At 61.5% G+C, this 14,383-nt stretch carries 15 protein-coding genes; 9 read left to right on the forward strand and 6 right to left on the reverse strand.

Annotated elements, in window-relative coordinates; all coding sequences use genetic code 11:
- From CUN63_RS24180 to CUN63_RS24195, 4 genes are all read right to left on the reverse strand, one after another.
- Nucleotides 1-918, reverse strand: coding sequence for an ABC transporter permease (locus CUN63_RS24180; protein ID WP_129443113.1), 918 nt, complete (start codon nucleotides 916-918; stop codon nucleotides 1-3).
- 31 nt (nucleotides 919-949) lie between these two features.
- Nucleotides 950-2,092: a PotD/PotF family extracellular solute-binding protein gene (locus tag CUN63_RS24185; RefSeq protein ID WP_129443115.1), complete on the reverse strand. Its 1,143-nt coding sequence runs from the start codon at nucleotides 2,090-2,092 to the stop codon at nucleotides 950-952.
- Between the two features lie 39 nt (nucleotides 2,093-2,131).
- Entirely contained in the window at nucleotides 2,132-3,259 is a 1,128-nt protein-coding gene (locus CUN63_RS24190; protein ID WP_371928189.1) for an ABC transporter ATP-binding protein, read from the reverse strand.
- A 105-nt stretch (nucleotides 3,260-3,364) separates the two neighbouring features.
- Nucleotides 3,365-4,174: a response regulator transcription factor gene (locus CUN63_RS24195; protein WP_129443117.1), complete on the reverse strand. Its 810-nt coding sequence runs from the start codon at nucleotides 4,172-4,174 to the stop codon at nucleotides 3,365-3,367.
- A gap of 331 nt (nucleotides 4,175-4,505) precedes the next feature.
- Between CUN63_RS24195 and CUN63_RS24200 the strand changes: the two genes are divergently transcribed.
- The 6 genes from CUN63_RS24200 to CUN63_RS24225 are packed head-to-tail and all read left to right on the forward strand — an operon-like array spanning nucleotide 4,506 to nucleotide 9,750.
- Nucleotides 4,506-5,678 (forward strand): acyl-CoA dehydrogenase family protein, encoded by a 1,173-nt coding sequence (locus CUN63_RS24200; RefSeq protein ID WP_129443119.1) that lies wholly within the window; start codon nucleotides 4,506-4,508, stop codon nucleotides 5,676-5,678.
- Entirely contained in the window at nucleotides 5,675-6,868 is a 1,194-nt protein-coding gene (locus tag CUN63_RS24205; RefSeq protein WP_129443121.1) for an acyl-CoA dehydrogenase family protein, read from the forward strand. Before CUN63_RS24200 ends, CUN63_RS24205 begins: the two co-directional genes overlap by 4 nt.
- Nucleotides 6,869-6,882: 14 nt before the next feature.
- Nucleotides 6,883-7,665, forward strand: a complete 783-nt coding sequence (locus tag CUN63_RS24210) for an SDR family oxidoreductase (RefSeq protein WP_129443123.1) — start codon at nucleotides 6,883-6,885, stop codon at nucleotides 7,663-7,665.
- A 2-nt stretch (nucleotides 7,666-7,667) separates the two neighbouring features.
- On the forward strand, nucleotides 7,668-8,126 hold the full coding sequence (locus CUN63_RS24215; protein WP_129443125.1) for a MaoC family dehydratase: 459 nt from the start codon (nucleotides 7,668-7,670) through the stop codon (nucleotides 8,124-8,126).
- Nucleotides 8,127-8,157: 31 nt separating this feature from the next.
- Entirely contained in the window at nucleotides 8,158-9,360 is a 1,203-nt protein-coding gene (locus CUN63_RS24220) for an acetyl-CoA C-acyltransferase (protein WP_129443127.1), read from the forward strand.
- Entirely contained in the window at nucleotides 9,361-9,750 is a 390-nt protein-coding gene (locus CUN63_RS24225) for a steroid Delta-isomerase (RefSeq protein WP_129443129.1), read from the forward strand.
- Nucleotides 9,751-10,021: 271 nt separating this feature from the next.
- Here the strand turns inward: CUN63_RS24225 and CUN63_RS24230 are convergent, their stop codons facing one another.
- Together CUN63_RS24230 and CUN63_RS24235 are read right to left on the reverse strand one after the other, a co-directional pair.
- Nucleotides 10,022-10,519, reverse strand: coding sequence for an SRPBCC family protein (locus CUN63_RS24230; RefSeq protein WP_129443131.1), 498 nt, complete (start codon nucleotides 10,517-10,519; stop codon nucleotides 10,022-10,024).
- A 103-nt stretch (nucleotides 10,520-10,622) separates the two neighbouring features.
- Nucleotides 10,623-11,393, reverse strand: a complete 771-nt coding sequence (locus CUN63_RS24235; RefSeq protein ID WP_129443133.1) for an SDR family oxidoreductase — start codon at nucleotides 11,391-11,393, stop codon at nucleotides 10,623-10,625.
- 425 nt (nucleotides 11,394-11,818) lie between these two features.
- Between CUN63_RS24235 and CUN63_RS24240 the strand changes: the two genes are divergently transcribed.
- The 3 genes from CUN63_RS24240 to CUN63_RS24250 are packed head-to-tail and all read left to right on the forward strand — an operon-like array spanning nucleotide 11,819 to nucleotide 14,376.
- On the forward strand, nucleotides 11,819-12,661 hold the full coding sequence (locus tag CUN63_RS24240) for an alpha/beta fold hydrolase (RefSeq protein WP_129443135.1): 843 nt from the start codon (nucleotides 11,819-11,821) through the stop codon (nucleotides 12,659-12,661).
- Nucleotides 12,658-13,449 (forward strand): fumarylacetoacetate hydrolase family protein, encoded by a 792-nt coding sequence (locus tag CUN63_RS24245; RefSeq protein ID WP_129443137.1) that lies wholly within the window; start codon nucleotides 12,658-12,660, stop codon nucleotides 13,447-13,449. The genes CUN63_RS24240 and CUN63_RS24245 overlap by 4 nt, the downstream gene beginning before the upstream one ends.
- Before the next feature lie 18 nt (nucleotides 13,450-13,467).
- Complete coding sequence (locus tag CUN63_RS24250) at nucleotides 13,468-14,376, forward strand: acetaldehyde dehydrogenase (acetylating) (RefSeq protein WP_129443139.1); 909 nt, start codon at nucleotides 13,468-13,470, stop codon at nucleotides 14,374-14,376.
- Nucleotides 14,377-14,383: the final 7 nt, after the last annotated feature.

Here is a 14,383-nt window from a genome sequence, read left to right on the forward strand (position 1 = left end):
TCACAACCCTCCGTCGGCAGGGCGGCCGCCATAGCGCGCCACCAGTTTCAAATACACGCCGATGATCAGCAGCATCATCGCCACCAGGGTCATCGCCAGCGCGCTGCCGAAGGGCCAGTTGCGCGATTGCAGAAACAGGTCGACCAGTGCGTTGCCGACGAAGAACACTTTGCCGCCACCGAGAATGGCCGGGATCAGGAACTCGCCCATCAACAGGATGAACACCAGCATCACCCCGGTGATGATCCCGGGGGCGGAGAGTGGCAGGGTGATCCGTCGGAAACTTTCGAAAGCGCTGGCACCCAGGTCCGCCGAGGCTTCGAGCAGACGCTTGTCGAGTTTTTCCAGGCTGACGTAAATCGGAAACACCATCAGCGGCAAGTAGCCGTAAACGATGCCGATCAGCACCGCCCACGGCGTATTGATCAGCCGCACGTCTTCAAGGCCAAGGCTTGCGAGCAAGGCCGGAATACCCTTGCCGCTGAGGATGAAAATCCAGGCGTAAGTGCGGATCAGGAAACTGGTCCAGAACGGCACAATCACCAGCGTCAGCAGCAGTGAGCGGTTCTTGCTGACCTTGACCGCCAGAAAATACGCCAGCGGGTAAGCCGCCACCAGGCACACCAGCGTGCCCAGCGGCGCCAACATCAGCGTGTTACTGAACGCCGCGCCACGGGAACCGAGGTTCAGGTAGTTGGCCAGCGTGAAGCCACCGGCGTAACCGCCCACGGCACTGCGCTCGCCGAAGCTGAAGACCAGGATGATCACCAGCGGCATCAACAACAGCAGCAAGAACCACAAGGTCGAGGGCAAGAGCATCAGCAGGGTGATCCGCCGGCCGAGGCTGCGCCGTTGGCGAACCTCGACCGACAGGGCATTGCCCGGCTGCACCGTTTGCGGGTGGGTGGCGGCGTTCATGTGGGACTCCTCATTGGCCATGGCCAGGCGATCAGGCGGACTTGAAGCGAGCCATCAGTTCTGCCCGCGCCGGGCTGGTGAGCGTCGCCGCGGCACCGAACTCCAGAGGACTGAGCGCTTCGGCGGCCGGGTACATGATCGGATCGTCGAGCATGGCGGTGGGCAGCAACGCATCGACGCGCTTGTCGCCGCTCGGGTAGCCGTGGCTCAACACTTCGAGCTTGTTGTGCTGCGGATCGAGCAGGTAGTTGATGAAGGCGTAGGCCGCGTCCTTGTGCTCCGAGCTTTTGGGAATGGCAAAGAAGTCACTCCACAGTTCGCCACCTTCCTTGCCCAGTTCGAACTGCATCTGCGCGTTGTCGCGGTGCAACTGAGAGGCATCGCCGGTCCAGGACATCGCCAGCCAGGCATCGCCGCTGCGCATTGACGGCTGGATGTCGGAGTTGATGGCGAACAGGTGCGGCTTGACCTCGATCAGCAGTTTTTCGGCATCGGCCAGTTCTTTCGGGTCAAGAGAATTGAAGCTATAGCCGAAGCTTTTCAGCGCGTTGCCGATGGCGGTCAGTTGGTAGTCGTGAACCATCGTCCGGCCGCTGGCGGGGCCTTGAGCTGCAATCCAGAATTCTTTCCAGCTGGAGGGGCCGTTCTTCAGTTTGCCGGTGTCGTAGAGCATGCCGGTAGTGCCCCAGTTCTTCGGCACCGCATACACCTTGCCGTCCACCGTTCCTTGGGCCATGAATTTTTGCTGGAAGGCCGACACCTCAAAGTTGGGAATGCGCGACAGGTCCAATGGTTCGATCAGGCCCAGGCCAACGTAAGTGCTGATGGTGTAGTTGGTCGGCACCAGTACGTCCCAGCCACTGCCACCGGCCTGCAATTTGGCAAGCATCTCTTCGTTGGAACCGAACACGCTCATCGAAACGCGCGCACCGGTGGTTTTGGCGAAGGTGTCGAGGTTTTCCTGGCTGTGGTAATTCGGCCAAGTCGCCAGCGACAGGCGATCGCCCAGCCTGGCCTGCTCGGCGGCTTCGGCGGTGGAAGTCAGCAGGCCGGGCATGTTGGTTGCGACCACCGCTGCGGCAATTCCCAGGCCTGTGCGGCCAAGGAACTCGCGGCGGCTGATCGAGCCGTTCTGCCAGCTACGCAGGGTTTTGATAAACGTCTTGCGGTCCATAGCACGCTCCACATTCGGTTGATGAAACGAATCGATGATTTACAACGCCATGGCCAGGCCATTGGCGTGATCCCAGCCGACGCTCACTGCAGCGCCGTGTTCGAATGCATTGGCGCCGTGATCCTGCTGGCGCGGCACACGCACGCAAACCACGCCAAAAACTTGGGTGCGCACGCGGTATTCGGTGGAGTTGCCGAGGTAGATGCGGTCTTCCACGTAGCCTTGCAGCTTCACTTCGCGGGTCATGTCGGTGTTGGCGCTGGCGATGCTGATCAGCTCCGGGCGCACCGCGATGCAACCGGCGACGTCTGCGCTTAAGGCTTTGCCGGTGGGCGTCAGTGGGCTGGTCAGTTCCAGTCCTTGTTCGGTGCGCAGCACAACTGAATCGCCCTGCATTTGACGAACCGTGCCGTTGAACAGATTGGATTCGCCGATAAAGTCGGCCACGTAACGGCTGGCCGGCGCTTCATACAGTTGTTCCGGGGTGGCGGTCTGGATGATCGAACCGTTGTGCATCACGCTGATGCTGTCACTCATCGACAAGGCTTCTTCCTGATCGTGGGTGACCAGCACAAAGGTGATGCCGACTTCGCGTTGCAGGCGCAGCAATTCGGATTGCATTTCCTTGCGCAGCTTGCGGTCCAGTGCCGCCAGCGGCTCGTCCAGCAGCAACACGGTCGGCTTGTTGACCAGCGCCCGTGCCAGGGCCACACGCTGCTGTTGGCCGCCGGAAAGTTCACTCGGCTTGCGTTGGCCGAAGCCGCTCAGGCGCACCATTTCCAACGCTTCATCAGCCATGCGCAGTTGGGTTTTTTTGTCGGGTCGCGGGGTGCGATAACGCAGCCCATAGGCGATGTTCTGCGCCACTGTCAGGTGCGGAAAGAGGGCGTAATGCTGGAACACCATGTTCACCGGCCGCTCAAACGCCGGCACTCCGGCAACGTTCTTGCCCGACAGGCGCACTTCGCCGCTACTGGGCTGTTCGAAGCCGGCGATCATGCGCAGGGTGGTGGTTTTGCCGCAGCCGGAACCGCCGAGGAAGGAATGGAATGAGCCGCGGCGCACCGCAAAGTTCAGGCCGTTGACGGCCGACACCTCGCCATAGCGTTTGACCACGTTGCAGAATTCGATATCGCTTGGCGAAGTGTCGTTCACGCTGTTGTTCACGAGGCGGGCTCCCTTGCAGTGATGAATCAGTGCGTCGGGGGCCAAACTAGCAATCGGGGTTTTGCGCTGTATATATCCCTTGGGGGATAGAGTCGGTTTCAGGTGTCAGGCTTCGACGACCAGTTCCTGGCCGGTAAGGTCGCGGATAAACAGCCCGAGCAATTCGGACTGGCTGCCGATGCCGAGCTTGGCGTAGATGTTCTTGCGGTGAATCTTCACCGTGCCAGGACTGATGCTCAGTTGTTCGGCGACCGAGGCGCTGGAGTGACCGCGTAACAGCAACTGGACAATCTCTTGTTCGCGGCCGGTGAGGATGTGCGCGCCGAACTGATCGAAGGCTTCGCGGATCTTGAAGTCCAGGTCCTGCGCCGGGCGTGGTTGCTGGGCTTGACGCAAACGCCAGGCTTCATTGATGACCTGTTCAACCACGGCCTGCGCGCACTCGATCAACTGCATCTCGTCACGACCAAAAGCACAGCTGGCGGTGGATCGCATCAACGACAGAACGGCCATGGCGCCGCCACCGAGGTCGACGAAAAACGCCACTTCTTCAGCCAGCCCGGTTTGCTGGTAATACGTCAGGTAATATTCGCCGAGGTAGAAGTGGTCGGGTGCGAACTGTCGCAAACGCCACAGTCCAGGCGCTTGCCCGCGAGTGCATGCCAGGTAGAACGGATCAAGCAAATAGGGCCCGCACTGATAGTCATCGACATACACCGCACGCTTGTCGGCTGTGAAGGTGTCGAACAGCGCCAACGGCCGATGATTGCCTTCGTAGACGAACAGAACGAAGTGATCGACCGGGCATACTTGCCGCAACCAGTGACTTAAGCCTGCTAACCGCGCATGCCCGGGAGGAAGGTCCAGTAAATGGGCAACACCGGTAGTCCAGAGTTTCAGTTCCTTGGGGCGCATGGTGGCTTCAAGCAGGGTTGGATTGCGTTTAGATGCACAATTTACGCCATGGCTGTTTTTGGCCTCGTAGGGCGGGGCGCGTGAAGTCGAGTCGTTGAAAAGACGCACCGTAACAGCGCCGGATGTTACCGAGTGCTACAGGGGTGGTATCAGAAGTGATGGGGTCGGTCGCCTATGGGCCAGGCGTTCGATCCTCGGCGGATCGGCCTCGACATCGCCCATTCGGACTAGGCAAGGCTGACGATTCTGTCGTGTGCCACTGGCACCAAACTCGAAGGCCAGAGGGGTGTCGCTTCATGCGTGCCCCGCCTAACGAGCAGAAGGCGCCGCGATGGAGTTTGCATTCAGCGACGAACAGGAAATGATCCGCGCATCGGCCGAGGGCTTTCTCGCCGATGTCTCGGATTCTGCCGCCGTGCGAGCGGCGATGGTCAGCGAGCGAGGTTTTGACGAGGCGCTCTGGCAGCGCCTGTGCCGCGAAATGTACTGGCCGGCGATTCATATTCCAGAAGCGTACGGCGGCCTGGGACTGGGCTTTGTCGAACTGTCGATTTTGCTGGAACAGATGGGCCGGCGCTTGCTGTGTTCGCCGTTCTTCGCCACCGCCTGCATGGCCACGCCCGCGCTGTTGCTGGCCGCCAGAGAACAACAAAAACAACGCTGGCTGCCCTTGATCGCCGACGGCAGCCTCACCGCTACGCTGGCCTTCAGCAGCGCCAACGGCTGGGCGGCCAAGGATGTTCAGGCCACGGTGGTGACCGAGGGCGAGGGTTTTGTGCTTGATGGAACCCTCAATCATGTGCTCGACGGGCACAGCGCTGACCTCTTGATCATCGCCGCACGGGTTCCCGGATCGACCGGCGAGGCGGGCATCAGCCTGTTCGCCGTGGATGCGGACCGGGCAGGGATCGAGCGTCAAATATTGCCGACCATGGACCAGACCCGTCGTCAGGCACGGGTTCAGCTCAAGGGGCTGTACCTCGGCGCTGACTGCCTGCTCGGTGAGTTCGGCGCGGGCTGGCCGCACCTGGAGCGGGTGCTGCAACTGGCTTGCATCGGCTTGGCTGCCGAACAGACCGGTGGCGCGCAGCAGGTGCTCGACCTGAGCGTTGCCTATATGCAGGAACGCCAGCAGTTCGGTCGACCCATCGCCAGTTTCCAGGCGCTCAAACACCGTGCCGCCGACATGATGCTGCAGGTCGAATGTGCACGTTCGGCCAGTTATTACGCGGCCTGCGTGGCCCAGGAAGTCCTCGATCCCGAAGGCGACCCGCAGGTGGCCGCCGAGCTGCCGCTGGCGGCGGCGCTGGCCAAGGCGCAGTGCTCCGAAACCTATTTCCACTGCGCGTCCGAGTCGATCCAGTTGCATGGCGGCGTTGGTTTTACCTGGGAATACGACCCGCACCTCTACTTCAAACGCGCCCGCGCCAGCGAAAGCTTTCTCGGCGCACCTGCCTGGCATCGAGAGCGCATTGCCGTGGCGATTCTTGGGGAGCAACCATGAAAATCAGTTTCAGCGAACAGGACGAGCGCTTCCGTCAGGAAGTAGCCGACTGGTTGAGCGTGAACCTGTGCGGTGAATTTGAGCCCCTGCGTTTTCGGGGTGGCCCGGGTGACGAACATATGTTTCCCGAGGAACGCAAAGCCTGGGAACGCAAACTCGCCGACGGCGGCTGGACGTGTGTGGGCTGGGCGCCGGAGCACGGTGGGCGTGGTCTGTCGATCAGCCAGCAAGTGATTTTCCACGAAGAGTACGCCCGCGCTGGCGGCCCGGGACGCATGGGGCATATCGGCGAAGGGCTGGCCGGACCGACCATTGCCGCGTTCGGCACTGCCGAGCAGCAACAGCGCTTTCTGCCGGGCATCGTCAACGGCACGTCCTTCTGGTGCCAGGGCTATTCCGAACCGGGTGCGGGGTCCGACCTGGCCAACGTCAAGACCCGCGCGGTGCTTGATGAAGCGAGCGGCACTTGGGTGATCAACGGACAAAAAGTCTGGACCTCCCTGGCCCATGAGTCGGACTGGTGTTTTGTGATCGCCCGCACTGAACCGGGCAGCGTTGGCCATCGCGGCTTGTCCTTCCTGCTGGTGCCCATGGCCCAGGCGGAAATTACCGTGCGGCCGATCGAGCAACTCACAGGCACCTCTGAGTTCAACGAAGTGTTCTTCGATGATGCCCGCACCGACGCCGCCAACATCATCGGCGCGCCGGGCGAGGGCTGGAAGATTGCCATGGCGCTGCTGGGGTTCGAGCGCGGAGTGTCAACCCTTGGCCAGCAGATGCAATTTCACAATGAGCTGAACGAAATCATCGCCATCGCCAGGGCCAATGGCGCCGCGCGCGACCCGATCCTGCGCCAGCGCCTGGCCGAGGCCTGGAGCGGGCTGCGGATCATGCGCTACAACTCGCTGCGCATGCTGTCCGGGGCGCAGGACGGTTCGCTACGCAAGGAAGCGACCATCTACAAACTGTTCTGGTCCACCTGGCACGCCAGCCTCGGCAAGCTGGCGATGGACGTCCTCGGCGCCGAGGCGGAGCTGCTGGAAGTCGCGCCTTACCAACTCACCCGTTTGCAATCGCTGTACCTGTTCAGTCGCGCCGACACCCTCTACGGCGGCAGCAACGAGATCCAGCGCAACATCATCGCCGAGCGCGCCCTGGGAATGCCCAAAGAACCGCGCCTGCGCACCTGACCAAGGAGTTTTCCATGTCTGTTCCTCACTATGTTGCAGGTCACGGCCTGTTGCGTGACAAGTCGGTGCTGATCACGGCCGCGGCCGGGGCCGGTATCGGTTTTTCCGCCGCGGTGCGTGCCGCCGAGGAGGGTTGCCGCGCCTTGATGATCAGCGATATCCATGAAGGCCGGCTGGCAGAAGCGGTGTTGAAAATCCGCGAAACGACCGGTCTGCAACAGGTCTTCGGTCAGGTCTGCAATGTCGCTGATGAAGCTCAGGTTCAACAGCTGATTGCTTGTGCCGAGCGTGATCTGCAGGGTGTCGATGTGCTGATCAACAACGCCGGGCTTGGTGGTTCACGGCTGCTGGTGGACATGACGGATGAGGAGTGGAACCGGGTCCTCGATGTGACGCTCACCGGCACCATGCGCATGACCCGTGCAATGTTGCCGAAGATGATCGAGCGGCGTGCCGGGGTTATCGTCAACAACGCTTCGGTGCTGGGCTGGCGGGCGCAGAAAGAGCAGTCGCACTACGCCGCGGCCAAGGCCGGGGTCATGGCGTTGACCCGTTGCGCCGCGGTCGAGGCCGCCGACTACGGGATCCGCATCAACGCGGTGAGCCCGAGCATTGCGTTGCACGATTTCCTGCGTAAGTCCGCCCCTCAGGCGGTGCTCGATCAACTCGCTGCCAACGAAGCGTTTGGTCGTGCCGCCGAGGTCTGGGAAGTGGCCAACGTAATGATGTTTCTGGCCAGCGACTACAGTTCCTACATGACCGGCGAAGTGTTGTCGGTTTCCAGTCAGAGGGCTTGAACATGCCACGTGTTTTCGACACGCCCCTTGCCTTGCACGATGCCGTGGGAGAGGTGCTGGGCGTCAGCGACTGGCTGGTTCTCGCGCAGGAGCGCATCGACCGGTTCGCCGAGGCGACCGGTGATCACCAGTGGATTCACGTCGATCCGCACAAAGCAGCCAGCGGTCCGTTCGGCGCCTGCATCGCCCATGGCTATCTGAGCCTGGCGTTGGTCAATCTGTTTTTGCCGCAGATCGTCGAGGTGCGCGGCATTGCCATGGGTGTCAATTATGGCTGCGAGCGGGTGCGCTTTCCCACGGTAGTGCGTGTTGGCTCGCGGGTGCGCGGCAGTGCGCAATTGATGGCGGTCGAGGAGGTCAAGGGCGGCGTTCAGGCGACCATTCGCGTCAGCGTCGAAATCGATGGCGAGGAGCGTCCCGGCTGTGTGGTCGACACCATCAGCCGTTACTACCCCGCGTGAACCCTTTAGCAGAACATTCGAGGAATCCAGCATGAAAGAAGCCGTCATCGTTTCGACCGCCCGTACCCCGATCGGCAAAGCCTTTCGCGGTGCATTCAATGACACCGACGCCCCGCAGCTCGGCGGCCATGTGGTGCGCGAAGCCGTGCGTCGCGCCGGTATCGAGCCGGGCGAAGTGGACGATGTGATCATCGGCGCGGCGGCGCAGCAGGGCACGCAGTCTTATAACTTGGGGCGTCTGTGTGCGATTGCCGGCGGCTTGCCGACCTCGGTCGCCGGGATGGCGGTCGAGCGCCAGTGTTCATCGGGGCTGATGAGCATTGCCATGGCCGCCAAAGGGATCATGTGCGATGAAATCGACATTGCCGTGGCCGGTGGCCTGGAGTCGATTTCGCTGGTGCAGAACAAGCACAAGAACCTGTACCGCAATCAGTCAGGCTCGGTGATCGAGCTTGATCCGTACGCCTACATTCCGATGGTCGAAACCGCCGAAATCGTCTCCGCGCGCTACGGCATTTCCCGAGAGGAACAGGACGAATACAGCTATCAGAGCCAGGTGCGAACCGCGCTGGCCCAGAGTGCCGGATTGTTCGACCGTGAACTTGCGCCGCTGACCAGCCGCAAGGCGATTTTCGACAAGGCCAGTGGCGAAACCCGCTTTGAGGCCGTCACCTTGCTGCGTGACGAGTGCAACCGCATCGACACCACCCGCGAAAGCCTGAATGCGCTGGAACCGGTGTGGCCGGGCGGTCAGTGGAGTGAAAAGGGCCGTTTCATCACGGCGGGCAATGCCTCGCAACTCTCCGACGGTGCTTCGGCCTCGGTGTTGATGAGTGCCAAATTGGCCGAGAAGCGTGGCCTGGAGCCGCTGGGGATTTATCGCGGGATGGCGGTCGCTGGCTGCAACTCCGACGAGATGGGCATCGGCCCGGTCTACGCCATCCCGAAACTGCTCAAGCGCCATGGCCTGACCGTGGACCACATTGGCCTCTGGGAGTTGAACGAGGCGTTCGCCTGTCAGGTGCTGTATTGCTGCGACACCCTGGGCATTCCCGCTGAACGCATGAACGTCAACGGCGGCGCGATTTCGGTGGGCCATCCTTTCGGCATGTCCGGTGCGCGGATGGTCGGTCACGCGTTGGTCGAGGGGCAACGCCGCGGTTTGCGTTATGTAGTGGTGAGCATGTGCATCGGCGGCGGCATGGGTGCCGCCGCACTGTTCGAGGTGGTCTGAATGGTCAGTGCACAACAGATTCAAGCGACCATGGCGCGTTATGTGGAATTGGTGGACGCCGGTGATATCGACGGGATCATTGCGCTTTACAGCGAGGATGCAGTGGTCGAAGACCCGGTCGGTCAACCGCCGTTGCAGGGGGTCGTCGATATAGAACGTTTCTACCGCGAAGGGCTGGGCGCGAGCAACGTCTCGGCGACCCTGACCGGCCCGGTTCGGGCGACGTTGAACGGTTGTGGGGCGATGCCGTTTCGGGTCGATATGGAATGGGCCGGGCAACCGTGCTCGCTTCATGTGATCGATGTGATGGAGTTCGATGCCGACGGTAAGATTCACTCGATGAAAGCCTATTGGAGCGAGGTCAACCTGACCGCCCAAAACCAGGCATAAACCCCTGTAGCCGCTGCCCAGCCTGCGAGGCCTGTGGGAGCGAGCTTGCTCGCGATAGCGGNGNGTCAGGCGGCATCGATGTTGGCTGTGCNGNCTTCATCGCGAGCAAGCTCGCTCCCACATTCGATCCTCAGAAGACACTGGATTGGTGTTCGACAGTNATCCCCTGTGGGAGCGAGCTTGCTCGCGATAGCGGAGTGTCAGGCGGNATCGATGTTGAATGTGCGGGCTTCATCGTCGGAACGCCGCCCGGAGCAAGCTCGCTCCCACGCTACAGGGCGCGTTCCTGAGGCGTGGCGGCGAGCAAGTCGCGATTTTGCGTCTGCCCGCTTTCGTAATAGGCCTTGAGATTCTCGGCAATCTGGCGCACGACGTTGTTGAACGCCCTGGCCAACAGCATTTCCATCAGCCTGCCACCGCGCAGGCTGTAGTTCATTTGGGTGGTGATGCGTGTCGCGTCACCCTCGGCCTGCAAGGCATAACTGAAGCTGGCCTCGCGGAACGGGAAGGGCGCGCCGCTACTGGCCCGGTGCAGAATCAGTACGAAACCCGCACCTTCCTGCCATTGCACCACGCTCTCATCCAGCCACTGACCCCCTTTGCGGAACACCCGGCGACTGGCGCCAACCCCTTCGCGTGCACCGGGATGAAACTGGCAGCCGGTCAGACCCGGCACGTAATGCGGGGCGAGGCTCAGGTCGCGCAGTTTGGCCCATGCGGCAGATGGGCTGAGATCCAGCAAAACACTGTGGCTGGCTATCGCAGGCATGTCGGGATTCCTCTTGTTTTAATGAGATGGCCAAAAGATCGCAGCCTGCGGCAGCTCCTACAGGAGTACACAATCAAAGGAGCTGCCGCAGGCTGCGATCTTTTCAGGATTGTGCCGCATCGAGAAACGCCGGGCGTTCGCCACCGCCGTGCACGGTGATGTCCGCGCCGCTGACATAACGTGCCAGCGTTGATGCCAGGTACAGACAGGTATCGCCGATGTCTTCCGGAGCCGCCAGGCGTTGCAGCGGGATGGTCGCCGCCACCCGGGCAATGCTCGCCTGATCGCCATAATGCATGGCCGCCTGCTCGGTGAGAATCAGCCCGGCCGTCACGGCGTTGACCCGCACCTTGGGTGCCCATTCCACCGCCAGCGAGCCGGTCAGGTTCAGTAGCCCGGCCTTGGCCGCCCCATAGGCGGCAGTGCCGGGGGAGGGACGGATCGCGCTGACGCTGCAAATGTTGATGATTGCACCACCTTCGACCTGTGCCTGCATCACCTGATTGGCCTGCTGACAGAGATTCAGCGGCGCCAACAGGTTAAGGCGGATGATCGCTTCGCTAAAACGCGGCGAGGCACTGGCCGCATCGGCATTCGGTGAACCGCCGGCATTGTTGACCAATACATCGAGGCGACCGAAACGCTCGACGATACTGTCGATCAACCGCCCGGACTGCTCGACATCCCGCAGGTCGCAGGGCAGAAACAGCGCCTCGCGCCCAGCGCTGACAGGCAGAGTGTCCGGTGCTTCACGACCACAGATCACCACTTCGGCACCACAGTCGAGAAAACGCTGACTGATGCCGCGACCGACACCCTTGCCACCGCCGGTGACCAGTACCACTTTGCCGCGAAAGTCCATCGGATCAAGCATGGGATGCCTCGTTCTGTCGCTCGGGAATGCTGTCGATGCTAGGTCTGTCACCCCCATCGGCCAACGTCCGAAAAGACTAGGGGGCGTTCTCAATTAGTTTCCCCGCCGCGTTGTCGCCTTAAAGCGGGCCAGGCAAGGCGCAGGCCGCTGGGAATGGTGCTCCCTTTCCAAGGCCTGCAACTCAGCCTGGCCCGCTTTAAGGCACAACCCGAAGGGCCGGGCCTGCAGTTGTGCAGGGCTGCGTTGCTCGAAGCTTATTTGGAATGACCAAACCACGCTTCTCGCGCCTTGCCCTGCACAACAGCAGACCCGGCGCGGTGTGGAAACTAATTGAGAACGCCCCCTGGGCGTAGTCCTGTCGGACGATGTTGTTTGCCCGGGCGCTCGGAATAATCCGGCGACAACAACAGGCCGGGAGGACACCTATGGACGCATCAGCGCAAGGGCACTTCGTCACGCTGCCGGATGGTTTGCAGCTGCACTACTTGGATATCGGCGGGCAGGACATCGGCAGCGGCGAGCCGGTAATTTTCATTCACGGCAGCGGGCCGGGCGCCAGCGGTCACAGCAATTTCAAGCAGAACTACCCGGTGTTTGCCGCGGCAGGCTACCGGACCATTGTCCCGGACCTGCCGGGTTATGGCGCTTCAGATAAGCCAGACACCCTCTACACCCTGGACTTCTTTGTCGCCGCCTTGAGCAGTTTGCTCGATGCCTTGGATATCCAGCGATGCGTGCTGGTCGGCAATTCTCTGGGCGGTGCGATCGCGATCAAACTGGCCCGCGATCAGCCGCAGCGGGTCAGCCGGCTGGTGCTGATGGCGCCCGGCGGCCTGATGGAAAAAGAACAGTATTACTTGCAGATGGAAGGCATCCAGAAAATGGGTGCGGCCTTCGCCAAGGGTGAACTGCACGATGCGGGCGGAATGCGCCGGCTGCTGGCGCTGCAACTGTTCGATGAGTCCTTGATCAGCGACGAAACGGTCAATGAGCGGGTCGCAGTGGTGCGCCAGCAACCGGTCTGCGTGTTGTCGACCATGCAAGTGCCGAACATGACCTCGCGCCTCGGCGAGTTGCAGTGTCCGATCCTCGGTTTCTGGGGCATGAACGACAAATTCTGCCCGGTGTCTGGCGCGCAAACGATGATGCAACACTGCCGGAACATTCGCTTTGTACTGCTCAGCGAATGCGGGCATTGGGTGATGGTCGAGCACCGAGAACTGTTCAACCGCGAGTGCCTGGCGTTCTTTGAGGAGGCTCGCTCATGAGTGAACAACTGCGCCATCAATACGGCGAGGAGCTGTATCAGGCGTTGCTGAGCGGCGCCACCCTGGCGCCGCTGACCGAGCGCTGGCCGGCGATCAGCATCGAAGATGCTTACCATATTTCCCTCTACAGCATCGAACGCCGGGTGGCCGCCGGTGACCGGATTGTCGGCAAGAAAATCGGCGTAACGTCGGCGGCAGTCCAGCAAATGCTCAACGTGCATCAGCCGGATTTCGGCTTCATCACCCGGCAGATGTCGTTCGCCAATGACGCGCAAATCTCCCTCGCCGCGAACAAGCTGATCCAGCCGCGCGCCGAGGGCGAGATTGCCTTCAAGCTCAAGCGCGATTTGATCGGCCCCGGTGTTACCGAAGCCGACGTTCTGGAAGCGACCGAGTATGTGACGCCGTGCTTCGAGATCGTCGACTCACGGATTCATGACTGGCGGATCCGCATACAAGACACCGTCGCCGACAACGCCTCTTGCGGTGTGTTCGTGCTGGGTGATGTTCAGGTCGATCCACGGACACTGGATTTGCCCAACTTGCGTATGCGTGTGTTCAAGAACGGTGAACTCCTGAGCGAGGGACTGGGCTCGGCGGTGCAGGGTAATCCGCTGACGGCCGTGGCCTGGCTGGCCAACACCCTGGGTGCCTTCGGTATTCCGTTCAAGGCCGGGGAAATCATTCTCTCCGGCTCTTTGGTGCCGCTGGAGCCTGCGCGTGCGGGCGACCGTTTTGAATTGACTATCGATGGCCTGGGCAGTGCCCAGGTGTCCTTCTGCGCCTGACCTGTGGGGTTTAACCGGATGAGCAAGAAACTCAGAGCGGCCATTATCGGCCCGGGCAATATCGGCACTGACCTGCTGATGAAAATGTATCGATCGGAATGGATCGAGCCGGTCTGGATGGTCGGCGTCGACCCCCAATCCGAGGGCCTTAAACGCGCCCGTGAATTGGGCGTGAAAACCACGGCCGAGGGCGTCGACGGTCTGCTGCCCCATGTGCTCGACGATGATATTCGCATCGCCTTCGATGCCACCTCGGCCTACGTACACGCAGAAAACAGCCGCAAGCTCAACGCGCTGGGGGTGATCATGATTGATCTCACGCCAGCGGCCATCGGCCCGTTCTGCGTGCCGCCGGTCAATCTCAAGGAGCACGCTTTGAGCCTGGCGATGAACGTCAACATGGTGACGTGCGGTGGCCAGGCGACCATTCCGATGGTCGCGGCAGTGTCACGGGTCCAGTCGGTGAGTTACGGCGAGATCGTCGCCACCGTGTCCTCCGGTTCGGTCGGCCCGGGCACTCGCCAGAACATCGACGAATTCACCCGCACCACGGCCGGAGCGGTGGAGAAGATCGGCGGCGCTCGACGCGGCAAGGCAATCATCGTCATCAATCCGGCCGAGCCACCGCTGATGATGCGCGACACCATCCACTGCCTGACGGATGACGAACCGAATCAGGACGCCATTCGCACCTCGGTGTTGCAGATGGTCAAGGAAGTGCAGCGCTATGTCCCCGGCTACAAGCTGATCAATGGCCCGGTGTTCGATGGGCACAAGGTGTCGATTTTCATCGAAGTCGAAGGCCTCGGCGACTTCCTGCCCAAGTCCGCCGGCAACCTCGACATCATGACCGCTGCGGGGCTGCGTACCGCCGAGATGTTCGCCGAAGAAGCCCACAAGGGCACCCTGCAACTGCCCGTCCGTTGAGTGGAGA

Source organism: Pseudomonas sp. ACM7, assembly GCF_004136015.1.
GTDB classification, from domain to species: domain Bacteria; phylum Pseudomonadota; class Gammaproteobacteria; order Pseudomonadales; family Pseudomonadaceae; genus Aquipseudomonas; species Aquipseudomonas frigoris.